General features: G+C 45.0%; 20 protein-coding genes. 13 read left to right on the top strand and 7 right to left on the bottom strand.

Going from position 1 to position 25,134, the window contains the following annotated elements; genetic code table 11:
• Positions 1–258 precede the first annotated feature (258 nt).
• Both BFO_RS02505 and BFO_RS02500 read right to left on the bottom strand, forming a co-directional pair.
• Positions 259–900, bottom strand: coding sequence for a response regulator (locus tag BFO_RS02505; RefSeq protein WP_014224015.1), 642 nt, complete (start codon positions 898–900; stop codon positions 259–261).
• 208 nt (positions 901–1,108) lie between these two features.
• Positions 1,109–4,270 (bottom strand): ligand-binding sensor domain-containing protein, encoded by a 3,162-nt coding sequence (locus tag BFO_RS02500; RefSeq protein ID WP_014224014.1) that lies wholly within the window; start codon positions 4,268–4,270, stop codon positions 1,109–1,111.
• Between the two features lie 264 nt (positions 4,271–4,534).
• Between BFO_RS02500 and BFO_RS02495 the strand changes: the two genes are divergently transcribed.
• The 13 genes from BFO_RS02495 (at position 4,535) to BFO_RS02435 (ending at position 19,091) form a co-directional block, all read left to right on the top strand.
• The gene (locus BFO_RS02495) at positions 4,535–5,125 is read left to right on the top strand and encodes a hypothetical protein (protein WP_014224012.1); all 591 of its coding nucleotides are present in this window, start codon (positions 4,535–4,537) and stop codon (positions 5,123–5,125) included.
• Positions 5,125–5,994 carry a DUF2764 family protein gene (locus tag BFO_RS02490; RefSeq protein ID WP_014224011.1) on the top strand — a complete coding sequence of 290 codons (870 nt, stop codon included), beginning with the start codon at positions 5,125–5,127 and terminating at the stop codon, positions 5,992–5,994. Before BFO_RS02495 ends, BFO_RS02490 begins: the two co-directional genes overlap by 1 nt.
• Positions 5,995–5,997: 3 nt before the next feature.
• Positions 5,998–7,755 (top strand): V-type ATP synthase subunit A, encoded by a 1,758-nt coding sequence (locus BFO_RS02485; RefSeq protein WP_014224010.1) that lies wholly within the window; start codon positions 5,998–6,000, stop codon positions 7,753–7,755.
• A 6-nt stretch (positions 7,756–7,761) separates the two neighbouring features.
• Positions 7,762–9,087, top strand: coding sequence for a V-type ATP synthase subunit B (locus BFO_RS02480; protein ID WP_014224009.1), 1,326 nt, complete (start codon positions 7,762–7,764; stop codon positions 9,085–9,087).
• Between the two features lie 31 nt (positions 9,088–9,118).
• Positions 9,119–9,739 (top strand): V-type ATP synthase subunit D, encoded by a 621-nt coding sequence (locus BFO_RS02475; protein WP_014224008.1) that lies wholly within the window; start codon positions 9,119–9,121, stop codon positions 9,737–9,739.
• Positions 9,736–11,607, top strand: coding sequence for a V-type ATP synthase subunit I (locus BFO_RS02470; RefSeq protein WP_014224007.1), 1,872 nt, complete (start codon positions 9,736–9,738; stop codon positions 11,605–11,607). The genes BFO_RS02475 and BFO_RS02470 overlap by 4 nt, the downstream gene beginning before the upstream one ends.
• A gap of 52 nt (positions 11,608–11,659) precedes the next feature.
• Complete coding sequence (locus BFO_RS02465) at positions 11,660–12,121, top strand: ATP synthase subunit K (protein WP_041590597.1); 462 nt, start codon at positions 11,660–11,662, stop codon at positions 12,119–12,121.
• A gap of 313 nt (positions 12,122–12,434) precedes the next feature.
• A complete protein-coding gene (locus BFO_RS02460) occupies positions 12,435–13,244 on the top strand; it encodes a polysaccharide biosynthesis/export family protein (RefSeq protein WP_014224005.1) in 810 nt (269 codons plus the stop codon).
• Between the two features lie 8 nt (positions 13,245–13,252).
• On the top strand, positions 13,253–14,854 hold the full coding sequence (locus tag BFO_RS02455; RefSeq protein ID WP_014224004.1) for a GumC family protein: 1,602 nt from the start codon (positions 13,253–13,255) through the stop codon (positions 14,852–14,854).
• Positions 14,855–14,865: 11 nt separating this feature from the next.
• Entirely contained in the window at positions 14,866–15,693 is an 828-nt protein-coding gene (locus BFO_RS02450) for a glycerophosphodiester phosphodiesterase (protein WP_080561762.1), read from the top strand.
• A complete protein-coding gene (locus tag BFO_RS02445; protein WP_014224002.1) occupies positions 15,690–17,096 on the top strand; it encodes an oligosaccharide flippase family protein in 1,407 nt (468 codons plus the stop codon). The genes BFO_RS02450 and BFO_RS02445 overlap by 4 nt, the downstream gene beginning before the upstream one ends.
• Before the next feature lie 10 nt (positions 17,097–17,106).
• Positions 17,107–17,886 (top strand): LicD family protein, encoded by a 780-nt coding sequence (locus tag BFO_RS02440; RefSeq protein WP_014224001.1) that lies wholly within the window; start codon positions 17,107–17,109, stop codon positions 17,884–17,886.
• An 8-nt stretch (positions 17,887–17,894) separates the two neighbouring features.
• Positions 17,895–19,091 carry a glycosyltransferase family protein gene (locus BFO_RS02435; RefSeq protein WP_014224000.1) on the top strand — a complete coding sequence of 399 codons (1,197 nt, stop codon included), beginning with the start codon at positions 17,895–17,897 and terminating at the stop codon, positions 19,089–19,091.
• On the opposite strand, the gene BFO_RS02430 is transcribed toward BFO_RS02435, so the two are convergent.
• The 5 genes from BFO_RS02430 to BFO_RS02410 are packed head-to-tail and all read right to left on the bottom strand — an operon-like array spanning position 19,080 to position 25,016.
• Positions 19,080–20,198 (bottom strand): glycosyltransferase family 4 protein, encoded by a 1,119-nt coding sequence (locus tag BFO_RS02430; protein ID WP_014223999.1) that lies wholly within the window; start codon positions 20,196–20,198, stop codon positions 19,080–19,082. The two genes, BFO_RS02435 and BFO_RS02430, sit on opposite strands and share 12 nt — an antisense overlap.
• Complete coding sequence (locus tag BFO_RS02425) at positions 20,195–21,256, bottom strand: radical SAM protein (protein ID WP_014223998.1); 1,062 nt, start codon at positions 21,254–21,256, stop codon at positions 20,195–20,197. The genes BFO_RS02430 and BFO_RS02425 overlap by 4 nt, the downstream gene beginning before the upstream one ends.
• Positions 21,246–22,433, bottom strand: a complete 1,188-nt coding sequence (locus tag BFO_RS02420) for a glycosyltransferase (protein ID WP_014223997.1) — start codon at positions 22,431–22,433, stop codon at positions 21,246–21,248. Before BFO_RS02420 ends, BFO_RS02425 begins: the two co-directional genes overlap by 11 nt.
• Positions 22,408–23,673 (bottom strand): hypothetical protein, encoded by a 1,266-nt coding sequence (locus tag BFO_RS02415; RefSeq protein ID WP_014223996.1) that lies wholly within the window; start codon positions 23,671–23,673, stop codon positions 22,408–22,410. The genes BFO_RS02420 and BFO_RS02415 overlap by 26 nt, the downstream gene beginning before the upstream one ends.
• A gap of 11 nt (positions 23,674–23,684) precedes the next feature.
• Complete coding sequence (locus BFO_RS02410; protein ID WP_014223995.1) at positions 23,685–25,016, bottom strand: O-antigen ligase family protein; 1,332 nt, start codon at positions 25,014–25,016, stop codon at positions 23,685–23,687.
• Between the last annotated feature and the right edge of the window lie 118 nt (positions 25,017–25,134).

Below are 25,134 nucleotides of genomic sequence, written 5' to 3'. Positions count from 1 at the left end.
ATGGTTAATGGTCAATTGTTAATTGTTATGCCGGGTTGTCTGAACGCGAATTTCGCAAATGTTGTTCCGGCGGGCGAACACAAGGTTCGCCTCTACGCGGCATTTCGTCCGGTAGCCTAATGTCGATCCGTTCGGGTATTGTCCTAAAAAGGGTGTAATTTTCGTTCCTTTTTTAGGACAGTATCGAACGCTGGCGGCTGAATACTGTGACTGCTGACCGCTCAAGCTATCGAAAGCCGCATCTTGCGGGGGGAGCGGCTATACCAGTCTTTCTTTAATCGCTTTGATGACGGCTTCCGATTTGGAGTTTACTGCCAGTTTGTTATAGATGCTGTGAATATGTGAACAGACCGTGCCGACGGAGATGTTACAGTTTTGCGCAATCATCTTATAGCTGTCTCCTGCGATAAGCCGTTTGAGTACGTCGAACTCACGTAGGGAGAGGTCGTAGGTGTTTTTATTCTTCTTATCGGGATGGGCGAAAAATTCGAGTACTTTGCGGGCAATCTCGCTCGACATGGGCGATCCGCCGTTAGCTAATTCGATGATCGATTCGATGATTTGTACGGCCGACATTTTTTTGAGCAGATAGCCGGTCGCTCCTGCACACAGCGCATCGAAAATCTTTTCCCGGTCTTCAAACACGGTGAGCATCATAACATTGATTTCGGGATAGGCGTCCTTTACCAATCGTGTCGCCTCGATGCCTGAGAGGTAAGGCATGTCAATATCCATGATGATGATATCAGGACGTTCGTTCTCACAGTTTTTGAGGATATCAAGACAATCGCCCCATGCTCCTGCAAACTGCATCATTTCAGAACCTTTTATCAGGTATGTCAGACCTTCTCGCAATGCGTAGTTGTCTTCGTATACGGCTACTTTTATCTGCTTTTCCATCGTTTTTGGGGATTATGATATACTTCTGCAATATTACATCATTTCGGGCCGTTTGTCAATCATATAAATATATGATTTTTGCTTTTTTAACGGTTTGTTCTTGAAGGGTGTGAAACCTTTCTGTTGATTCTTTATCTTGTTGATTTGTAAACATGTTTGGTGTATTTTATGATATTTGATTAGTCGGACGGAATTTATTGGGAGAGCGTCACGTTATTTTTACCGTGAGTTTGATGCTCGTTCCTTTTCCTGCTTCGGAGCGGATGCTCAATTTCCCTCCGATCTTCTCGGCACGAAACTTCATATTGGGCAGACCGCTCCGGTCATATTTTTTTGAGGGGTCGAAGCCTTTACCATTGTCGCTGATGACTAAGCGGAGAACGGAACGGGAAAAGGCAAATTCGATCAAGGCTTCGGTGCATTCGGAATATTTCATGAGGTTGTTCACAGCCTCTTTGGCAATCAGGAAAATATTGCGTCGTTTATCCATGACGATCGTTTGTGAATACAGGGCTTCGGGTGCCGTAATGCTGAAACGGATGTCTTTCGATTCGAAGAGTGGGATGGCATATTCGCGAAGACGAAGGATGAGGGTTCGAAATTCGTCGTTTGCGGGGAGGACGGACCAGATAATATCGTCCATGGACTCAAGCATATTTTGTGCGTTCGTCCCGATTTCGTGGAGCATGTCTCTGGTATAGGAACAGCTGTCATCTTCGGGGTGCTGTGCCTGCAGCAGAGAACTCATGATGGAGATGCTGCTGAGGGTGGAGCCTATGTCGTCGTGCAGGTCGGAGGCGATTTTAAGCCGGATTCTTCTTTGTTTTTCCAGATGGCGGCGCCGGTTCAGGTAGATGGCTGCGATAATCGTTGCTACGGCGAGGAGTAGCATGGCGATAAACCACGGTGTTTCCCAAAAGGCCTGACGTATCTCGAAACGGACCGTTCGGTTGTATCCGAGCCAGTTGCCTTTGTATGCCACGTCGACGATGAAGCGGTACTTCCCGGGAGGCAGGTTGGTGTAGCGCGCTTCGAGATTCTTCGTCGGCGGATTCCACTCCGACTCCAGCCCCTCGAGGCGATAGCGGTAACGTACTTGCTCGTATTCATTGAAGCAGACGGCGGTATAGCGGAAGGTGAGATTGTGCTGGTCGTCCATCGAAGAGAGGCGGAGCGGCACCTCGTCCTCCATTTTCCAGTCGAACGATTCACCGTTGACTAAGACATGTTCGATAAGCAGATTCACCACGTTCGACCGAGCCAGACTCTGCGCCTCCTTCGTCCATCCGGTGCCAACCTGATTGCCGGCAAAGACGTTGCCATAACCATCGATGTTAATCCGGTCGTCGCCTCCGAGGTTTTCGATCAATCCGTTTTGGGTGTCGGTCAACATAAACGATTCGTCATAGGGGTTGAAATAGAGTAATCCGTTGTTTACGATCCACAAGTTGCCTTCCCTGTCCTTGGTCATGTACCTTACGGAGAGGTCTTTTAGCCCGTCGTCAGTCTGGTACGTTCTGAACCGGAAGGTACCTTGTTGATTTTCTCTGATTCGGACCAAGCCTTGTCCTACGATGGTCATCCACATCGTGCCGGTGGTGTCTGTTACAATCGAGTAGGTCTCACCGGGTTTGATACCGGTCGCATACAGCTTGCAAGGAATCTCTTGCGAAAATGTTCCGGTTGGGGGGTCGAACGTGCAAAATCCCCGATGGTTTCCGATCCAGATGCGCCCGTATGAGTCTTCGGCAATCGCCCTGAAGTGCGTGCCGTCTATCAGCGAAGTCGAATCGCCCGGCACATGAAGGAAGCTACGTAGGTTGTTGCGCTGTGCATTGATACATGCGATCCCTCTTCTTCCAGTCCCTATCCATAGATTGTGCCGGCTATCCTCGAAAATCTTGTATATCGTCCGGCCGATAGCTTCCGGTTGCTTGCCGTCGGGCAACAGAAAACGTTTCAGTTGCCGGCTTTCCTGATCTACATACCACAAACCCCGCCGATACGTCCCAACCCAGAGGACTCCGCGATGGTCCTTAAAAATATCGTAAGTACTTAATTCCTCCCGCCGGTCGGTTTCCGTTTGCAGAAAATGCCACGAGTGAGTCCGGGCGCTCCAGTCAGCTATTCCGTAGCTTTGATGGACCATCCCGAAATAGTAATTCTCGGTTGTTTTGTCATGCCATACAGGCATGATCCACGAATAGCTGTATGGCATGTTCACACGGCGAAAGCGATTTTTTTTGCGGTTCTGTCTCCACAGGCCATCGTAGTTGGCTAACCACAGGGTGCTGTCGCGTTGCATGAATATGCTCATGCGGGGGTTCTTGAGAGCCTCACAATTCGATCTGCCTTCAAGCGGTTTCAGTTGTTGTTCGTTTTTGTCGAAAATAAAAAGCCCGCGATCCCAGTCGCATATCCAGAGCTCGTTTGCGTTTTTCTCCATAAAATCACTTACCGCCCATACGTTCGAGGTGGTTTCGAGGCGGTCGCCCGGTTTAGGATATGCCAGATTTTCCCATTGCTCAGTGGCCATGTCGAAACGGGGCATTCCGGATATCCAGCTCAATACCCAGAGGTAATTTCCTTCTTTTACAAATTTGTATACTCCCGGTTGCGAGTGCCGGGAGGTGGCTTGTGTATTGGGGTGGAGTTGGTGAAAGGCGCTCTTCTTTTTGTCGAAGCTGACCAGTCCGGCAACGGTCGCCAGCATCAGCCGGTTGCTGTCCATCGTATGAGAAACGATATCGTAAACCCGGTTGCCAAAGAGTGACTTTTCTTTCGTCACAGGGGGAAGAGGGTGATGGACGATGCCCGACAAATCCGGTCTTATATGGTATAATCCTTCCAGCCCTCCCATCCACAGGGTTCCCGCATCGTCCCGATAAAAACAACTGACATAGCCGACCGGATTGCCCTCCGTGTCGTCCGGCAGGTTGGTGATGCGATCTGTCCGGGTATCGATCAGTGAGACGCCGTGGGTAGTCCCTACACACAGCAAGGTGTCGCCCAGCATGTAAAGCGACCAGAGCTCGGTGTCGACAATCGATTTGTCATCGCCGGGCGTATGGCGGAAGATTTTGAAATCGTGTCCGTCGTACCTGAACAGGCCGTGTTTACCGGCCAGCCAGATAAAGCCTTGACGATCTTCCTGCAGGGCAATCACGTCGCGAATAGGAGTACCGCCCGGCAATTTTACCTCTTCGAAGAAATATTCCTCGGTTTTGGGATTCAGGGGTAAGGGAACAGGTTGGGCAGAAGCCGGGGAAACGAAGAATGACAAGAACCATAAAACGGTATACATGCAAAGAACGAGACGGAAACGGATTCCGTCGATAACAAACGCGCAGATGTGCAGAAGATATCGCATGTGCTCAATTCTTAGCTTGCCCGAAAAACAGCGCCTTACCCGATAAATGGAGAGTCTGACAGTTTCTCCGGCGTATTTGTTCTATTTGTGGCAAAGATAAGCTATTTTTTGTTTTCTGTTTTGTTTTGCAGGGATTTATTGAGATATACACATTTATAAATGCTCTTTTTTACGTTTTTCGTTTCCGTAAACCATTAAGGATTTAAAAGAAAAATGTTATTTTTGTACCCGGAACATACAATAAATAAATGAATCACAAGATTTATGGATGCTAAAATTCAGGAACTGACCGACAAAATTTATCGGGAAGGCGTGGAAAAAGGGAATGAAGAGGCCGGTCGTATTATTGCGCAAGCAAAGGCAGAAGAACAGAACATACTGCAGAGTGCTCGCGAAGAGGCGGAAGAGATCGTGGCCCAAGCCCGCAAAGAGGCGGCCGAATGGAAGAAAAATACGGTATCGGAGCTGAAAATGTTTGCATCGCAGGCTGTGGAAGCGTTGAAGAGCGAAGTCACGAATCTGATCACCGGTAAAGTGGCTTCCGAGAATGTGAAAGCTGCATCGACGGATGCGGACTTTATGAAAAAGATGATGCTCGAAATAGCACGGGAATGGGCCAAGAACGGGGCGATCTCGATTCAGACATCCGATGCGAAAGCACTGACATCGTACTTCCAAGCCAATGCCGTTGACCTGCTGAATCAAGGTGTCACCATCGAAGAAGTGAACGGACGGAAGACGTCCTTCTCCATTGCTCCGGCTGACGGTTCGTATAAGATCAGCTTTGGAGAAGAAGAATTTATCACCTATTTCAAGGAGTTTTTGCGCCCTCAACTCATTGACATCCTGTTCTGATGAGCAAATACTACTACTTAATCGCCGGACTGCCCGATATCGCGCTCGATGATGGTAAGCGTACGTATACGGTAGCTGATTTCAAGCGCGAAGTCATGCCGATGTTGTCGGCAGGCGACCAAAAACGATTTGCTTACTTTTTTCTCCGATATGATGACCGGAATGTGTTGTCGTTTCTTCAGAAGAAAGAAATACCGTGGGACGAACGGGGAAATATCCCGTACGAGGCCATTGAGCAGCTTTATCAGGCCTTGAGAGAAGATGAAACGCCACCTCGGCATGCCGCTGTTCCTGCATACATCCGGGATTTTATAAAGGAATATATAGTGGCGATGGAGAAAGGCGAAACGTCCGATATCCCCTGGGAAGACAGATTGTCGGCCCGTTATTACCGGTATGCCATGGAGGTAAAAAACGATTTTATGGCAGCATGGTTCGAGTTGAACCTGAATATCGGCAATATCTTGGCCGCGATCAACTGTCGTAAATACGACCTGGACAGGAAATGGTTTCTCGTCGGCGACAATGAAGCAGCCGAGACACTACGTACTTCCAATGCCCGCGACTTCGGGTTGAGTGAGACGCTCGACTATCTTCCGGAGTTGCTTCGCATAGCCGAAGAAACGGATTTGCTTATGCGTGAGAGAAAAATTGACCTTCTGAAATGGAATTGGCTCGAAGAACATACATTTTTTAAGACGTTCGATTTCGAGAGCGTCTTCGCTTACCTGTTGCGGATCGAGATGATCGAACGCTGGACGGCACTCGATAAGGCGTCCGGCGAGAAGACCTTCCGACAAACGGTGGAAACCATGAAAAAAGAGAGTGCCGAGGTATTGGACGAATTTAAAAGAAATAATACAAAATAAGATATGACGACGAAAGGTAGTGTAAGGGGAATCGTTTCGAACTTAGTGACTGTGGAGGTTGAAGGGGTTGTTTCCCAGAATGAAATCTGTTATATCACCGTCGGAGGTGTGAAGTTGATGTCCGAGGTTATTAAGGTCATCGGAAGAAATGCATATGTGCAAGTGTTTGAAAGTACGCGCGGTATGAAGGTCGGCGATGAGGCCGAGTTTATGGGGCATATGCTCGAGGTAACGCTGGGGCCGGGTATGCTCTCGCGTAACTATGACGGATTGCAGAACGACCTCGACAAGATGACCGGGGTGTTCCTCAAACGAGGTGAATATACGTATCCGCTGAATGACGAGCGGCTTTGGGATTTTAAACCGTTGGCACATACGGGTGATACGGTAGAGGCCGGCTCGTGGCTCGGCGAAGTGGATGAAAACTCGCAGCCGCACCGTATCATGGTGCCCTTCACTTTCGAAGGAAAATATAAAGTGAAATCGGTAGTTCCCGAAGGACAATATCGGGTAACGCATACGATCGCTGTCGTGACCGATGAGGCGGGGCAAGATCATGACGTTACGATGATACAGAAATGGCCGGTGAAGAAGCCGATCGTGTGCTATAAGGAAAAGCCGCGCCCCTATAAGCTGCTTGAGACAGGCGTGCGTATCATCGATACGGTGAATCCGATCGTAGAAGGGGGTACGGGCTTTATTCCCGGCCCGTTCGGTACGGGAAAAACCGTGTTGCAGCACGCCATATCGAAGCAGGCCGAAGCCGATATCGTGATTATTGCAGCCTGTGGCGAACGTGCCAACGAGGTGGTGGAAATCTTCGTCGAATTTCCGGAGCTGATCGACCCGCATACGGGACGCAAGTTAATGGAGCGTACGATTATTATCGCGAATACGTCGAACATGCCTGTCGCCGCACGTGAAGCATCCGTTTACACGGCTATGACGATCGCCGAATATTACCGTTGCATGGGACTGAAAGTGTTGCTTATGGCAGACTCTACGTCGCGATGGGCACAGGCGTTACGTGAGATGTCGAACCGGTTGGAAGAACTTCCCGGACCCGATGCTTTCCCGATGGACTTGTCAGCCATCGTAGCCAACTTCTACGCTCGTGCCGGGATGGTGGTGCTGAATAATCACCAAACCGGCTCCGTAACCTTTATCGGAACCGTATCGCCTGCCGGAGGAAACCTGAAAGAGCCGGTAACGGAAAATACGAAGAAAGTAGCCCGTTGCTTTTACGCCCTTGAGCAGGCGCGTGCCGACCGTAAACGTTATCCGGCCGTCAACCCGATCGACAGTTACTCGAAATATCTCGAATATCCCGAGTTCGGCGAATATATCTCGAAGCATATTTCTGACGACTGGATCGGCATGGTTCATGAAGTAAAAACGCGTATGTTGCGCGGGAAAGAAATCTCGGAGCAGATTGATATTCTCGGCGATGACGGTGTGCCGGTCGATTATCATGTGATATTTTGGAAGTCGGAACTGATCGACTTCGTCATCCTGCAACAGGATGCTTTCGATGTGATAGACTCCGTCTGTCCGCTCGAACGGCAGCAGTACATGTTGAAAAAAGTGATCGACATCTGTCGCACCGACTTTGTTTTTGAGGACTTCCTGCAAGTCTCCGAATATTTCAAACGGATGATTAACCTCTTTAAGCAGATGAATTATGCGGAGTACAAGAGCGATAAGTTTTTTGAATACGACAGACAAATAGAGGCATTGGTCGATGAAAAAAATAAAAAATAATCCATTATGGCAACAAAAGCATTTCAAAAAATATTTACGAAAATCACACAGATAACCAAGGCCACCTGCTCTCTGAAAGCCACAGGCGTAGGATATGACGAACTGGCTACGGTCGACGGGAAATTGGCGCAAGTCGTAAAGATTGTCGACGATGAAGTGACCCTGCAAGTGTTTTCCGGTACCGAGGGTATCCGTACCAATGCGGAGGTCGTATTTATGGGCAAAGCTCCTTCGCTGAAGGTAGGTGATCAGTTGGCCGGACGCTTTTTTAATGCCTACGGTGATCCGGTAGACGGTGGTCCCGTTCCCGAAGGTCGTGAGGTTGAAATCGGTGGCCCTTCGGTGAACCCTGTACGACGTAAACAGCCGTCGGAACTGATCGCTACGGGGATTGCCGGTATTGACCTGAACAATACGCTCGTAACCGGACAGAAGATTCCGTTCTTTGCCGATCCTGACCAGCCCTTTAATCAGGTGATGGCGATGGTTGCCTTGCGTGCTCAGTCCGATAAAATCGTATTGGGAGGTATGGGAATGACCAACGACGACTATTTGTTCTTTAAAAATACGTTTAGCAATGCCGGAGCACTCGACCGCATCGTCAGCTTTATCAACACGACGGAAGACCCTTCGGTAGAACGTATTCTGGTGCCCGATATGGCACTGACGGCGGCCGAATATTTCGCAGTCGAAAAGAACGAGAAAGTCTTGGTGCTGCTCACCGACATGACGAACTATGCCGATGCGCTTTCTATCGTATCGAACCGTATGGACCAGATTCCGTCGAAAGACTCCATGCCGGGATCGCTCTACTCCGATCTGGCGAAAATTTACGAAAAGGCGGTGCAGTTTCCCGAAGGCGGATCTATTACGATCATTGCCGTAACAACCCTTTCCGGAGGCGATATCACTCACGCTGTGCCGGACAATACGGGATACATCACCGAAGGACAGCTTTACTTGCGTCGTGACAGTGATGTGGGTAAGGTTATCGTCGATCCGTTCCGTTCACTGTCGCGTCTGAAACAGCTCGTTACCGGTAAAAAGACACGCGAGGATCATCCGCAGGTGATGAATGCCGCTGTACGTCTCTATGCCGATGCTGCTGATGCCAAGACGAAAATGGAGAACGGGTTCGATCTGACCGATTACGACGAACGTGCGCTGGCTTTCGCCAAAGATTATTCGGAGAGATTGCTGGCGATAGACGTGAATCTCGACACGACGGAAATGTTGGATGTGGCATGGACGCTGTTTGCGAAACACTTCAAACAGACGGAAGTCAACATTAAGCAGGAGTTGGTAGATGCGTATTGGCGCGATGCCCGTTGAGGCCTTGTGCAGGAGATGAACGGAAAACGATATGGCGATTAAATTTCAATATAACAAGACTTCGCTTCACACGCTCAATAAACAGTTGAAAGTGCGTGAACGTGCGCTCCCTACCATAAAAAGTAAGGAGAGTGCTTTGCGTATGGAGGTGAAGCGGACGAAGGATGAAATTGCGATGCAGGAAGACCGGCTGGAAAAGGAAATCCGTACATACGATTTCATGATGGCGCTCTGGAACGAGTTCAGACCGGAACTGATTTCGGTGAAGAACGTCGGACTCTCTTCCAAGAAAATCGCCGGTGTATTGGTGCCGGTGCTGGACGGGATTGAGTTCGAAACGGCACAATACAGCCTGTTTAACATGCCATCGTGGTTTGCCGACGGGATCGAATTATTAAAGACACTGGCTACAACCGGTATCGAGGTGGAGTTTACTTACCTCAAACTGAATATGCTCGAACGTGCCCGACGTAAGACGACGCAGAAACTCAACTTGTTCGAAAAGGTACAGATCCCCGGCTATAAAGATGCCATCCGGAAGGTCAAACGGTTTATGGAAGACGAGGAAAGTCTCTCTAAATCATCGCAGAAAATCATGCGTAACAATCAGGAAAAGCGGAATGCGCAGAAAGAAAAGGAGGTAGAAGCATGATCGTAAAAATGAGCAAATACGCCTTTATGGTGTATCATAAGGAATACGACGAATTTCTTGAGCGATTGCGTGGTATGGGCGTGGTGCATATTCAGGAAAAACGTTCGGAGAAAGAGGATGAAGGTTTGCAACAGTTGCTGGCCGAACGAAAACGCTTGCAGAATGAACTGCGTTATCTGAAGCGAGTGCAGGAGGATTGGCTCAAAGAACTCAAGGATGAGGCCAAGAGCACGAAAAGCAAGCTGAAACCGGAGTTGGAGATCGCGCCCGAGCGGCCCGTAACCGTGGAGGAAGGACGTATGTTGCTAAACCGTATTGAAGACTTGCGCAACCGTATCGAAAAGGCACAGGCTGCTGAACAAGCGGTGGAAAAAGATATGGCTGCCATGGCGGTTTGGGGCGAGTTTGACTATGCCAATCTCGATCGATTACGCGATGCAGGCTATGAGGTAACATTCTTTTCATGTCCGGCATCTCGCTACGATGAAGCTTGGAGAGAGGCCTATAACGCTGTTCCGATCAGCGTGGTACAGTCGGTAGCGTATTTTGTCACGATTACACCTGTTGGAACGGTGTTGGAGATCGACGCTGAGCGAGTGAAGATGCCGGAAAAAGGGTTGAAAGACTTGCAGGCTGATCTTCTGGCACAACGACAGGAAAAGGCGGAACTGAACGAGGAGATGCTCCAAATCGCCACCAAGGACTACAAGACATTGGAGGCATACGACCGTTTGCTGTCGAACGAATATGCATGGGGCAATGCCAAGGTGCAGACAAACCGTGAGGCCGACGATCGACTGATGCTTCTCGAAGGGTGGATACCGGCAGCGCAGGAGCAGAGCCTTGAGGCCGAACTGGATCGAAATAACTACTATTTCCGGAAATTGGATATCACTCCTGAGGACAATATTCCGATAGATCTGGAAAATAATTGGTTCAGTCGGTTGTTTGAATTGATAAGCCGACTCTATATGCTGCCTAAATATAATGAGTTGGATTTGACCCCTTTCTTCGCTCCTTTTTTTATGATCTTTTTCGGGCTTTGTCTGGGCGATTCCGGGTACGGATTGTTTCTTCTTGTTATAGCAACTGCTGTAAAGATGATGAAAAGGAAAACATTGAAACCGTCCATGAAGGGAATCTTATCATTAGTACAGTTGTTGGGGATGGCTACATTCCTCTGCGGACTGCTGACAGGAACTTTCTTCGGAGCCAATTTGTACGACTGGGGCATTCCTCTTTTTGATACCTTAAAAGAGAAGATTTATTTTGATAATAATAAGATGTTCTCTTTATCCTTGATATTGGGGGTTATCCAGATTATTTTCGGGATGTGTCTTAAGGCGGTGAACAAAGCCAAACAGTTTGGGTTTGTCTACAGTTTATCTACCGTTGGATGGATTATCCTGCTGGTCAGCATGGGAATTGCCTTTTTATGGCCGCAGGTGATGCCGATGTTCGGGACGAATCACTTGATTGTTATGGGCTTGTCCGGGCTCCTGATCTTTTTTGTTAATTCGCCCGGAAAGAATCTTCTGCTCAACGCGGGCCTTGGATTGTGGGATACATACAATATGGCTACCGGCCTGCTCGGAGATGTGCTTTCTTATGTACGTTTGTTTGCATTGGGATTGTCGGGAGGTATTTTAGCGGGTGTATTCAATAGCCTGGCTGTCGGGATGAGCCCGGATCATGTTGTATTCGGTCCGGTAGTAATGGTGCTGATATTCGTTATCGGACATGCGATCAATATTTTTATGAACGTGTTAGGCGCACTTGTCCATCCCATGCGTCTTACCTTTGTGGAGTTTTTCAAAAATTCGGGTTATGAAGGAGGGGGACTGGAGTATAAGCCATTCAAAAAATGAGGAACGAATAAACAAAAACGAATTCTTTAAAATAACTAATTCTTTAAATGTAATGGAAGCAAATTTATTGTTAGCTTATGTAGGCATCGCAGTAATGCTTATCTTGTCGGGAATCGGGAGTGCCTATGGGGTAACCATTGCCGGGAATGCGGCTGTGGGCGCATTGAAAAAAAATGACGGGGCCTTCGGAAACTTTATCGTGTTGACGGCTCTTCCCGGTACACAAGGATTGTACGGGTTTGCCGGATATTTCATGTTTCAGACCATCTTTGGGGTGTTGACGCCTCAGATCACGGCTTTCCAGGCTGCTGCCATATTCGGGGCCAGTTTATCGTTGGGATTTGTCGCGTTATTCTCGGCGTTGCGCCAGGGAGGCGTATGTGCCAATGGGATTGCCGCAATCGGACAGGGACATAACGTGTTTACGAATACGCTGATCTTAGCGGTATTCCCCGAATTATATGCGATTGTGGCCTTGGCCGGTGTATATCTGATGGGGAGTGCAATCGTTTAACATTGGGTAGAAAGTAGAGCAAAAAAGATGAAAGAGTATGTTCTCTTATTTTTGTTCTGCTTGTAGTCCCTCTTTTAAACAATGTGAATGAGATGTGCTATAGGATTTTTGATGTATGGTACATCTCATTCTGATTTATTTCTTTTGATATTTTACATGGTTTCTTTTTCTAATCTTAAGCGTAGGCATAAACCAATCTTTTATGATTCTATAGGGGCTCTAAATATGAAAAGAAATCGGATGAATAAAACCTGAAACATCTGTTGAATAAACTTTATGTTGTATCTTTGTGCCCTTGTTAAGAAGAATAGCTATGAATTATAAAGTTTTATTGATGTTGATCCTGGTAGCGATGCTGGGGGCGTGCAGTACACCTCGGAATGTCGCATACTTTCAGGGAATAGATGAATTGACGGCGAAGCAGCGGGAGCTGATGACGCAGACGTATAATCCGAAAATCTGTGCGGATGATCTGCTGACGATTAATGTGTCATCCAAAGATCCTTCGGTCGCAGCTCCTTATAATCCGCCCGCATATAGCTATTACATGCAGGGAGAACAGCAGGTTAATGCTGCCACCGTACAAAACGTATATACCTATCTGGTCGATAAGGAGGGGTATATCATCTTTCCGGAGTTGGGGCGTGTCCATTTGGCCGGTTTGACACTTCACGAAGCAAACGAGAAGTTGCAGGAGATGATTAAGGAAGGACTGCCGGAAGCGTTAGTCAATGTGCAGATTGTAAATTTCAAGGTAGCGATCATGGGAGAAGTCAATCGAACGAATGTTTATACGATCAAGAATAACCGGGTTTCGATACTGGACCTGATTGCCATGGCCGGCGATTTAACGATTAATGCCCGACGTGAGAACATTCTCCTGATTCGGGATAATGACGGTAAAAAAGAGATTATACGTTTGAATATTGCCGACCCGAATATTTTTGCTTCGCCTTATTTTTATCTGCAACAAAACGATGTTGTTTACGTAGAGCCGAATAAAGCAAAGAAGCGGAATGCCAATTTCAGCTCGGCACAACAATATACGTTGACGATGTTTTCTACCATACTTACCGCAGTATCGGTTATTACCACCATTGTAGTTGCTCTTAGAAGAAAATGAATGAACTTATGGAAAATAACGATGAAGTAATCGGATTGAAAGGAATTATTGTACGTTATCTGCGTCATTGGAAATTATTCCTGATTGTCTTTATTCTTTCTTTTATTCCGGCGATATTGTATTTGGTTTTTTATCCTCGTACCTATGAATTTAAAACACGCATTCAAATACAGGAAGAACAATCGTTGGGCGGAGCGAGTCTGGCGATGGGTGAAGCGGCCGGATTGATGAAGTCGTTCGGCATCGGCGGAGGATCAGCCGGGAGTATCAGTATTGATGATGAGATGTCGATTCTTTCGTCTAATCAGCTTTTCTGTAAGATGATTCTCGACATGGGGCTATATGCGGAATATACGAAGCCGTACTCTTTCTATAAGATGTATCAAGATGCACCGCTCGTCCTTACTCCAGACTCTGCAACGTTGGCCGCTTTGGACGATGAATACCGTTTCTCGGTGTCGGTCAACCCCGGGAAGATTAAGGTGAAAGTTGCGAACAGCGCGGATAGCCGGAAGTTTACGTTCACATCGCTACCGGCCGAGATAACGATCGGGAGAAGCCATTTTGTGCTCGATTACAATAAGAATGCGAAAGAAAAAAATGAGTCCTTCGGTTTGAAAATACGTTGTATGCCACCCAGCTGGCTTGCCGAAGAAATGATCGACGGATTCCTTGTGGAAGATTATTCGAAGACTTCGAACATTATTGAGGTTACTTGTCGGGATCATGAAAAAGAACGTGGAAAAGACATGTTGACGACCCTGATTCGTGAATACAATAAGGATGCCGGATCATTCAGGCGAACGGAAAACATGAAACTTCTGACGTTTATCGATGGTCGGATTCACCATATCATGGCCGAACTGCAACAGGTCGAAGCCAATATCGAAGGGTATAAGACGAAAAACAGAATGACGCTTTTGGAGTCTGATGTGATGTTTTATGCCGAGCAGATGAAGGAATTACAGGTAAAGATCATCGAAGTCGAGGCTGAGTCGCAAGTGATAAAGATGATGGACGATTATATTAAAAATCCGAATAATAAGTATAATGTGATTCCTTCACTGCTGTCTGCCGATGGTGAAAAAGGAGGAGCGATTTCCGTTTATAATGAAGCCATCGTGGAGCGTAATCGTCTCTTGAAGAATTCGAATGAAAAGAACCCCGCCTTTCGGAGCGTGAGCGATCAGGTAGATAAACTGCGTGAAGGGGTGTATCAAATGATTGACAACTCGAAAAAAGGCTATCAGATCGTCTTGCAGGACTTGAAGGGAAAAGAGAAGCAATTGCTTGATAAAATGCGCAGTGTACCGGCTCTGGAGCGTGAATATGTGGATTTTAAGCGTCAACAGGAAATCCTTCAGGGGGTATATCTGATCCTTTTGCAAAAGCGCGAGGAGATAGAATTGGCTATCGGACAACAAACAGAGCGTGCCCGTGTAGTGGATAAGGCGTATATGCTGCAGAAGTCAGTAGGACCCCGTAAGTTGTACGCTGCGATTGCGATACTGGTCTTGACCTTGATCATCCCCGTAACATGGATAGAGTGCCGCGACATATATGCTTCCATAAAGGAAGAATATCGGCGTGGAGACAAGACGGATCAATGATGGTGTGAGCAATGAAGCAAAGAGGTGGGCTCGTAGGGCTTTTATTTGCTGCCTTTCTTCTGAATAGTTGTCATACGACGTATGTCGATATGGAGCAATCGATGGCGCATATTGCCGTGATTTCTCATGCGGGAGGTCCGTATGGGCCGCCGAACAGTCTGAAAGCCATTGAAGGTTCGATGAGGGCCGGGGTGGATGCGATAGAAATAGATATTCAAATGTCGAAAGATGGAGCATTAGTCGTTTTTCATGATGAATCAATCGACCGTTTGACCGATGGTTCGGGAAAGATCAAAGACTTGACATTGGATGAGCTCCAACAACATTCATTACGAAACTCAGACCGTTCTTTATCAACGGAGAGAATTCCGACTTTAGCAGCAGTGGTCGACCATGTAAATAAAAGGGTTCCGTTGATATTGGAAGTCAAAGATTATGAAAATACAAAGTTGCCATTCAAATTGGCAGAGTTGATCCGAGAAAAGGATTTGTATAAACATGTGGTGGTTATCTCATTCGGCTATAATTGTCTTAAGGCTATTCATGAAATTGACTCGACTATTACTTGCCAATACTTGTTGAACAGGAGAGAGCAGTTGGACGATTTGCTGGAAAATAAATTTATTTCGACCATCTTGATCGACTATAATTCGTTTGATGCAGAAATAGTTCGTAAGATACATCAAAAGAGAAAGAAGGTGATCACCTATACATTGAACTCACAGAAAACTATTCCGGCCGGTTTATATTCTATTGTGGATGGCATTATTACGGATGATCCCGAATTATGGATGGGGATCCGAATGAGAAATATGTTATATTACAAAACATCGGAATGAGTTTGTTAAGAGACTTTTTCAAATCATCAAGTCTTTATTTTTTAGGCAATGTGTTGACAAAGCTGATCGGTTTCCTTATGTTACCGATTTTTACCGAATACCTTAATACTAACGAATACGGATATTATGATGTAGCAAATACGTATCTCAATTTGGTTATTTCATTTTTATTTCTCGATATCTACGTGGGTATTATGCGCTTTATCTACGATCAGAAGGAAACGGAAACAGCCTATAGACCCATATTTAACGGCCTTCTGATTTTTATGGTATCGCTGGTTCTATATTCCATAATTTCTTGGGGGATATGGTTCTTCAATGACATTCCATATTTTATATATATCTACGGATATGGTATATGTTTGGTATTTAATAATTTATATGGGTATATGGCGCGTGCTTTTAAGAAGAATCTCTTATTTGCCGGATCAGGTATTGTAGCTACGCTGATTACGGCAATCATTAATTTTATAGGGTTGAAATATTTTCATGCGAACATAGAGATTTTGTATATTGCTGCGATGTTGGGGCTGCTTTCTCAGATTATTGTGATAGAGTGTCATGTGCCGGTACTCCGGAAACTTTCATTTTCTCTTTATGACCGGAAATTGTTCTTCAGTTTGTATAAATTTTCGTTGCCGTTATGCCTGAATTCTTTGGCTTTCTGGCTTCTTACCGGATATGGAAATGTAATGATTTCAAGGTTGTTAGGGTTGGAGCAGAATGGTGTTTATTCAATTGCGGTCAAATTTGCACTTGTCATTAACCTGGTTGCCATGTGTTTTAATATGGCTTGGCAGGAAGTTTCTTTCGAAAGAGGAAATGAAGACCGTACCTCTCTGGGCCTTTTCTACAGCAGAGCGATCAACCTGCTGATTTCTTTTTTATGTATCGGAATGTTGTGTCTGATTCATTTTTCTTATATCGTGTTTCCCTATATGATCGATAGTCAGTATGCCGAGGCTTTTTCGATTATCCCGTTGGCGATTCTTTCGGCCGGCATTGCGGTAGTAAGTAGCTTTATGGGACAAATCTATGCTGCGCTGAAAAAAACGAATGTGATTATGTATTCAACTGTTACGGCAGCCATTGTAAATATGATTTGTATGCCTTTGTTTATCTCTCGATGGGGAATTCACGGGGCAATTCTGTCATTGATCCTTAGTTATTTGCTCAATGTGGTTATGCGATTTTTCTGGATACGAAGTATGGTGCATATACGGCTCAATTATCTATTTCTTGCTATCTTTGCCGTTGCATTGGTCGTTTCGGGATATATCTATTATCAGGGAGAGATGATGTTCAATATCTTGGGAATCGTTTTCTTTTTCTGTCTCGGAGTGATCTGTCAACGGGATTTTCTGTATACGTTGTATCGAAAGATATGTGGCCATACCCAATGAAAGAAAGAGCATGGATATTTCAGAGATAAATGCTGAAGGAACGCAACTCAGGAAGCATCAGCTTAAAATGTTGGAGATGCTGAAATATGTAGATGAACTGTGTCGGAAGCATGATATTCCCTATTATCTATCGGGGGGGACCTTATTGGGAGCCGTGAGGCATCAGGGCTTTATTCCGTGGGACGATGATCTGGATATCATCTTGATGAAAAAAGATTTTCGACGCTTACTGAATGTGCTACGCAATGAGCCTTCTGTTGACTATGTGCTCCAGTGTCATCAAACAGACCCGTATTATATTGCTCCATATGCCAAACTTCGGATGAAGAATACACAGATTCGGGAATGGAATGAGAATGATATATATTATCGATACAGGGGAATATATATAGATATATTCTTTTTGGAACCGGCCGTACCGTTTTTCCATTATATTGCCAATCATTTGCAGAATATATTGATTCGTTTTGCCGGATTGAATCCGACAAGAAGAATAAAACCGATATTGACCGGGTCATTTTATATGTTACTCTATCGGTTTTTATTTCCCGTATTCAATATGTTTTCTCTTTTACTGAGAAGAGACAGGTTAAGTTATCCGTTAGGATCATTTTTTAATACACAGTTTGAAAAAGAATCGTATATTTGTTCCTCGACGAAGCATTTTGAGGATCGACTATTTCCGGTGCCTCTTAAATGGGATACTGTCTTAAGGGCTCAATACGGGGAATATCATATTCTTCCTGATTTGGATAAGATAGAGCCTCATATTCAATCAATCAGCTTTTGAATAAATAAATGAAAAAGAATTTGTTAATTATACAGCATGTTTATCCGTTAGGACAAAATACAGGGGATAAAATACGAACGATGAATATGATTAAATCTTTAAATAATATAGGATTTAATGTTTATTTCATTGCGTTTTTTACCAGGGGATTGCGGCGTATATTCAAAGAAAAAGTAAGCTATCATGCTGCTTCTCGAAAAGTTTTCTATATTTACTCTCTGCCCAATCGGTTGTATTTGAATAAGCTGGCTGCATGGTTGCGTTCGCTGGCTGTTTGGATGGTGTGTAGATATTATAAAATAGATGTTATTCAGGCAGAATTAACGCACTCCGTTTCTTCTACAAAATTGGTGCCTGAAATACCGCTTGTCACAGATTTTCACGCAGATTTTGTTCCGGAGCTTGAGATGAGAAGTTTTTCAAATTATAATATCAACTGTGCCAAACAAGATAATATGTATGCCTTGAAGCGATCGGTACGAACGATTACCGTTTCTCAAAATCTGTATCGGAATCTATCGGTATATTGTGATTCTAATGCAGTCAATTATGTATTGCCCTGTAACTTTGATGCACAGCCATTTAGAGAGTTGCCATCCGATATTCGACAACGTATGAGACGTAAATATATGTTGGAGGATAGAATTGTTCTTTGTTATTCGGGAGGTTTGCATGTTTGGCAATGTATCGAGGAGACGATCACGATCATTTTACAATTGTACAGAAAAAATTCCCGTTATTTCTTCTGTTTATATACTTGTGATGATACCACGGAGGTAGAGTATAAATTGAGATCGATGAAAGGAAATTATATGATAAAAAAGTTGTCTAGATCGGAAGTTCCGGCGTATCTTTCACTGATTGATGCAGGTTTTGTTTTGCGTAAAGACAGTCCGGTGAATACGAATGCATCACCCACGAAGAGTGCTGAATACTTTGCTGCGGGAGCCATGGTGATTGCTTCACGATATGCGGGCGATGTACCGGATATGATACGTGACGCCGGACAGGGAATTATCTTGCCTTGTTTGTCATTGACGGATAAGGATATCGATCAATTGGATAAGGCGGTGACAACTTATTGCAGGGACTATGATTTCAATTCCAAGATCGTGAAAGATTATGTTTTTCAAAACCGGATATGGACATATAATGAAGAGAAATTAAGATCGTTATATCAGGATATCGGTCTCCTACCGGTGTGAGAGCGGGTATTCCGATAGCATTAAATATACATTATACGTTTGCCAGGCAATATGCTCCCAATTATAGGAGGTTAAATCATACGTGTGAGAGACAGGATTCTCTAATTTCTTTTCAATAGCTTCACTTAGCGCGAGGATGCCGTTTTTACTATAATGAAAATAGCAATCGGAAGGGAGATTGACAGCCTTATTAGCCGGTATGTCACTCACTAATACCGGGATCTGATAACTCATGGCTTCTAACAGCGTAAAAGGCAGTCCCTCATGTGATGAGGGAAGTACAAATAATGCGGCATGCGCATATAGCTGTTGTAAAGGATTGCCTTTAATCATGCCTGTCAGAATAACATGGTGTTTCTTTGCAATGGCCTTCAAAGATTTTGAATAATGGTTTTCGTGATCGGCATCTCCGGCAATTACCAACCGATAATCAGAAGCGTACGTCGTTTTTGCGTATGCAAGAATGAGTTTGTCGAAATTCTTTTCCTCGACAAAACGCCCGACCGCTAAAAGGTATTTTCTCGGTTTTAAGCCCAACTGACGAATGTAATCGGTTTCATTGATAGGAGTGGACGGTGGATTAACTCCATTGTATATGAGATGAGTATTCTCTCTGTGATACTTCGTTTTGAGGAGGTTTTGAATGACTGTTGAAATGACAATTACTTCATCGGCCCATCGGGCGACACAAAACTCTCCAAACCGTAAAACGAACTTGGCCAATCGTCCCCATTTCCGACGATCGTAATCGGGGCCGTGGTGGGTTGCAACGACCTTGAGCCCGAGTAATTTGGCAAAAGGAATGGCAATAGAAGGTCCAATTGCTTGAAAATGGATGATATCGGCTTTCGTCCGAAAGGCATACCAGACGCTTCTGAACGTATGAACGGCAGCCTCCAACCCTTGTCTTTTAGGCGTATTCAAATCTTTGAATTTTACGCCTTCATAAACGGTAAGGGGAGAAGCCTCTCTGACGAAAGGCTTCCGTCTGGCAACCGTCATGTCACATCCCAGTTTGACTAACCGGGGACATAACTCTTCGCAATGGGTTTCGACTCCTCCCTGTATGCGGGGAAACCCTCTCAGTCCGGTGACAACAATCTTCATAATCTCAGATCGCCTTGTGTTGGGTCCTGCCCCACATCATACCATTTACGCTCCAGACAAAGAGGCTGGTGAAGAAGACTCCGTACTTTATTCTTCAGCATCCATTTAAGCGGATGACGAATGTACTTTTTCATCACAGGGGAAGCAGTGCCAACCATCCAGCAGTTTTTTGGACAGCTGCGTACTTGAGCTCTTACTTTTTCTGCTTGCTCACTCTCCCAGATCTCTTTGAAGGAAGAGGCTTGCCGGATATTTCCCATGCTCTCCATCCAATACCGTTCTTCCAGGCCGTTGCATGGATAAACTTCGCCATACGGGTCTACAAAGAAATTAACCAGACCGGCCTCACAAGGCAACATTCTTCGGTTCCCTTCAATATAGTTTATCAACCCATTATTGAAAAAGGCGCGTGCCCATGATTTCGGATGATTTTCTTTTAATTGCATGGCAATCAGCTCTTCGAAGTCGGCAATTACTTTGTCCTTATTCGTGATCCGGTTATCGTATTTATGAAAATAGTAAGAGTTGTGAAACGCTGCCGTAGCAAATTCCATGCCCAGACTTTTCGACAAACGATAGAGAGAAAGCATATCGGTCGAATTGTTGTTGCTGACCGTACAACCGAACCCGATGTCTTTCACTCCCATTTCTTTTAATAAAAGTAACGTACGCAGTCCACGGTCAAATCCTCCTGATTTTCCACGTAATTCGTCATTCTTCTGAGACAGTCCTTCAATACTGACCCTGATTCCGATGCGGGGATGTTTTTTTGCCAGATCGATGATTCGGTCTTCAAACCAGCCGGATGTAGAGATAACAACCCGTGGCGACTTCGTGAATAAAACCTTGACAATGGCTTCGAGGTCTTGCCTGACAAATGGCTCTCCTCCGGTGATATTTACAAATTTTACATGGGGCAGAATTTCCAATTCCTCCGGTTGAATCTCTTTTTTTACTTCGGTCGGATTATTCCAGATGTCGCACATCTTACATCGCATCGGACAACGATACGTCGTAATAATGCACATATCTGTAGGAGGATATATCTTAATAGCCATAAATTTTCATTAGTTTTACATAAAACGTTTCGGAAGAAAATTTATTTTGTGCGTCAATCGCTATTTTTTCAAAAGGGTAATCTTCCGTAAAATGCTCGAAGCAGTCAAGAATTTTGGCACGCAGCTCTTTGATACCTCCGGGGGGAAATAAATCCCCGTTTATTCCGACCTTAATCAACTCCGGTATGCCGCCTATTGTAGCGCCTAATACAGGTGTTCCCAAGCAAAGCGATTCAATCGCTCCATACGGATTATTTTCGTAGCAAAGCGATGGGATCACCGAGAAGCGAGCTTGTTGAATGAGCGGGAACAACTTCTCCTGTGGAAGGTATCCTAAAAACTCAATATGATCCGAGGGATATGTTTTACGGAAATCTTCCAATAATGGTCCTCCCCCGATCACTTTTAACGGATAGGGCAGCTCTTTTGCTGCTTCGAGCAGGATGCTTACACCTTTTTCCGTTGAGAGACGGCCCGCATAACAATAGTAGTCTTCTTTATCATAACAAGAAGTTACTTGTTTATACATGAAATTGTGCAGCACTTCTATTTGCTTGTCCTGATAACCTGCGGCAACCATTTTCTCCTTTAAAAAAGAGCTGGGACTGATAAATCGATCCGTGATGCGTTCCAACTTGGTGCGGTTCCAATATACGGCCTCCATCCATGCCAACAAGCTGGCTGCACGACTGTTTTTCATACATCGAACTCTAAAGACGTGGGCTTTGTTCTTGAAGCAAAGTTCGCAAGGCTTGTTCTCTCGTAAGCATAGATACGTAGGACAAATTAATTTATAATCGTGCATCGTCCAGACCACGCGAATACCTCTTTGATGGGCTGTCTGTGCAATGACCGGAGATAGATATGAGTGAATATTATGCAGGTGCACGATATCGGGTTGGAAGTCGGAAAGAAGCCGGTTGAATTTTTTGACCACCTGAGTGTCTGAAAATACCCGCTTGAGGGCTTTGACCTTTTGTGTAAGGCCGGCTTGGGAAAAACTGACTTCTTCAGGGAAATACTCTTCCCACGCTGTCGGGAGATTTTCGGCATAACGCATACTGAATACGGCCACTTTGTGCCCGTGTTTCTTTAATAACTCTTCTGTAGTGAGTACGGCCGTGCAGTCTCCACCCCTGAAATAGTAGAATTTATTGACTAAAAGTATCCGTGCCATATGTTTTTACTTTTTCAAGGGGCGTCGTATTCAATTTATACTTGATATCTGAAAAGATTAATCCCAACAACATCATCATAAAGAAACCTCTATTGTGGGTTAACGTGGCATCTGAGATGGACTCGATTAAAAAGAATGCGATAATGATGATGGCAATGACCGCTTCTTTCTGACATCCTTTACGAAAGGAAATAATGGCTTTATGCGTTAAATAATACCAGAACAGAAAGAAAAGAAACAGTCCGACAAGCCCGAACTGAGCTAATGCCGGATAATAGGTGTCGGCAATAAAACTGGGGTCAGCCTCATTTAGCCCATGCATACGCTCCATGCTGTATTTTGCGTATATCGGAGAATAATATTCTCCTGAAGCGTATGTCCCGTAAGAGGCAAAGCCTGAACCGAAAGGTATATAGTCTCTGAAGATACGTACAGAAAAATAATAAAGCGCCATGCGGGCATATAAATCTTCTACACCTCGTCCACCGCCGAAGCCTCCTGTAATAAAATACAGTTCAATTTTATCTTTGGCTACGACAGCGGTTACTATGATTGCAAAGAGTAAGAAAAGCGTGTTCTTTATATTGAATTTCATCTCAAACGATTTGTTGATATACAGCATTATAAGCGTACAGAGCGCCAAAAAACCGAAGAGTTTGGAACGTCCGGAGAATAAACCGATGGATAAGAGTAAGATAAAAATGAGTTTGTCTCTTTTCGTATAATCACTGAAATAGAGATACAAGAGGGCTAAAATGGATGTTGCAGTAGCGAAGCGGGAAGTGTGAGACAGAATGTTTAACATCAAGTCTTTTATAAACAAGTCTCCTGTTCCGATCAATAACAGGTACAGGCTGAATAAAATCGCCAACTGCCGTAGAATCTTCTTCTGATTCGCATTCAAGACAGGCCGCATGGAATACACACAGAAGAAAGCCAAATAAGGCTTGATCTGTATAACGAAATCCATCAGGATGGCTCGAGGACTATTGGAACCAATATACAGGGAGTAGACCAGATAGAACAGAAATATTCCCAAGATAAGCAGGAATATTTTATCAAATGCCCAATTCTTGGATCGAAGGACATTTATTCCGAATAAAATAAATAAAAGAAATGCACAGATTTCATCAATATAGCTGAATCCGGCCATATTGAAAAGATCGTAGAAGATCACCCCCAAGACGAGCGTGAACATCATTAACCTGAAAAAGTTTTTATTTATAAAGTCTTGTTGCATACGGTAATTTTCTATGTCGCTTTATCGGGATATTTTACTGAGGATGTTGTTCCCGTTTCTATGCAGTCTTCCCACAGAGGCTCTTTGGAGAGAAGTTCGTCGGGGATCGTCTGTATTCTTTTCGTGAGGCATTCATTCTGCCTCGGATTACCTGCCAATAGGCCGAAAAACATCATCATAAAATATCCTTTATGACTGGTGAGTAACGAGTCGGAAATGTTTCCGATGAATAGGGTGCAAGCCAGAATCAGGACGATTACAAAGTACTGAAGATTCCCTTGCCGTTTATATTTCCATAAAGAAGCGCAGACGATATATGTCCAGAAAAGCAGGTACAGGACGATGCCTGTAAGGCCGAACTGCACAAGCGACGGGTAATACGTATCACAAACGGAGTGCCAGTCTTGCGGGGCAAGTCCCGATACGGTATGAAGTCCGTATTCGGCATAGAGGGGAGAGTAATACAATCCGGAAGCATAGGTCGCGAAACTTGCCAATCCGCTACCGAATAGGGGAAAGTCTCGCCATACCTTCAGCGATGATTGGTATATGATGGCTTGTGGAGCTAAGGCCGAGAGACCGTTACCCTGTGCGTCTGATGGCAAAAGACAGCTTGTGAGCTGTATGTAGAAGATATACGTCGCAATCAAGATGATAACGCCTGTTGCAATTCCCGTCTTTATCCAAGACTTCAAAATACTGCGGCGGTTGAAGTAGAGAACAATACCGCATATCAGGAGGAAAAGAGCGATGAATCGCGGGGAGGCCAGCAGGCAGGCCGAGAGCATGAGCAGGAATGTCCGCCGTGCTGTTGTCGAGAAGTCGCTGCAATACAGATAAACGAGCGAGAGGGAGGCGACGGCTGCCACGAAGTTTTCAGGCCGATTCATAACAGACCGGTACACATCGGGCAGGAATAATCCATAGGCTCCGATAGGGAGGAAGAGCAACCAAAGCAGCAGGCATAACCGTGCCATTTGTTGTTTTTGCATGTCTGAAAGGGATGGCGCCAATTGCGAAACGATGAAGAAGGTGATGTAGGGCTTGAGTTGTATCAGAAAATCGAGCAAAATGGCTTGCGGTTTGTTGTGTGAGAGATAGAAGGAGTAACCCAGATAAAGCAGCAGAACGGTCAATATGATGATGGCGGCGGGATGGAAATTCCGCTGTTTCGTAAGGTAAAGAAAGAGGCCGTAAAAGATCAGTAACAAGATACCGGACAACTCGACCGTGAATCCCAATGCTGCCGTATGATACAGCGACACTCCGAAAAATAACGTAAACGCAAACAGGTAGAAAAAATAATGATGCGCGATATTTCGTATAATACGTCTAACCTCCATGCCGATCCTTATTGGGTCGCAAAAATACGATGTTTTTTTCTAAATACTGAAAAAAGCAGCATCAAAAAAGGGGCAGTCCCGAAAAAAAACACTACTTTTACGCCCGTTTGAAAAAAAT

The organism is Tannerella forsythia 92A2 (assembly GCF_000238215.1).
Classification (GTDB): Bacteria; Bacteroidota; Bacteroidia; order Bacteroidales; family Tannerellaceae; genus Tannerella; species Tannerella forsythia.
Note: the sequence above shows the minus strand (reverse complement) of the source record. Positions and strands in the feature narration are given on the sequence as shown.

Coding starts and splice junctions, on each gene's coding strand:
- BFO_RS02505 (WP_014224015.1), bottom strand. CDS start 900: ATGGAAAAGCAGATAAAAGTAGCCGTATACGAAGACAACTACGCATTG.
- BFO_RS02500 (WP_014224014.1), bottom strand. CDS start 4,270: ATGCGATATCTTCTGCACATCTGCGCGTTTGTTATCGACGGAATCCGT.
- BFO_RS02495 (WP_014224012.1), top strand. CDS start 4,535: ATGGATGCTAAAATTCAGGAACTGACCGACAAAATTTATCGGGAAGGC.
- BFO_RS02490 (WP_014224011.1), top strand. CDS start 5,125: ATGAGCAAATACTACTACTTAATCGCCGGACTGCCCGATATCGCGCTC.
- BFO_RS02485 (WP_014224010.1), top strand. CDS start 5,998: ATGACGACGAAAGGTAGTGTAAGGGGAATCGTTTCGAACTTAGTGACT.
- BFO_RS02480 (WP_014224009.1), top strand. CDS start 7,762: ATGGCAACAAAAGCATTTCAAAAAATATTTACGAAAATCACACAGATA.
- BFO_RS02475 (WP_014224008.1), top strand. CDS start 9,119: ATGGCGATTAAATTTCAATATAACAAGACTTCGCTTCACACGCTCAAT.
- BFO_RS02470 (WP_014224007.1), top strand. CDS start 9,736: ATGATCGTAAAAATGAGCAAATACGCCTTTATGGTGTATCATAAGGAA.
- BFO_RS02465 (WP_041590597.1), top strand. CDS start 11,660: ATGGAAGCAAATTTATTGTTAGCTTATGTAGGCATCGCAGTAATGCTT.
- BFO_RS02460 (WP_014224005.1), top strand. CDS start 12,435: ATGAATTATAAAGTTTTATTGATGTTGATCCTGGTAGCGATGCTGGGG.
- BFO_RS02455 (WP_014224004.1), top strand. CDS start 13,253: ATGGAAAATAACGATGAAGTAATCGGATTGAAAGGAATTATTGTACGT.
- BFO_RS02450 (WP_080561762.1), top strand. CDS start 14,866: ATGAAGCAAAGAGGTGGGCTCGTAGGGCTTTTATTTGCTGCCTTTCTT.
- BFO_RS02445 (WP_014224002.1), top strand. CDS start 15,690: ATGAGTTTGTTAAGAGACTTTTTCAAATCATCAAGTCTTTATTTTTTA.
- BFO_RS02440 (WP_014224001.1), top strand. CDS start 17,107: ATGGATATTTCAGAGATAAATGCTGAAGGAACGCAACTCAGGAAGCAT.
- BFO_RS02435 (WP_014224000.1), top strand. CDS start 17,895: ATGAAAAAGAATTTGTTAATTATACAGCATGTTTATCCGTTAGGACAA.
- BFO_RS02430 (WP_014223999.1), bottom strand. CDS start 20,198: ATGAAGATTGTTGTCACCGGACTGAGAGGGTTTCCCCGCATACAGGGA.
- BFO_RS02425 (WP_014223998.1), bottom strand. CDS start 21,256: ATGGCTATTAAGATATATCCTCCTACAGATATGTGCATTATTACGACG.
- BFO_RS02420 (WP_014223997.1), bottom strand. CDS start 22,433: ATGGCACGGATACTTTTAGTCAATAAATTCTACTATTTCAGGGGTGGA.
- BFO_RS02415 (WP_014223996.1), bottom strand. CDS start 23,673: ATGCAACAAGACTTTATAAATAAAAACTTTTTCAGGTTAATGATGTTC.
- BFO_RS02410 (WP_014223995.1), bottom strand. CDS start 25,016: ATGGAGGTTAGACGTATTATACGAAATATCGCGCATCATTATTTTTTC.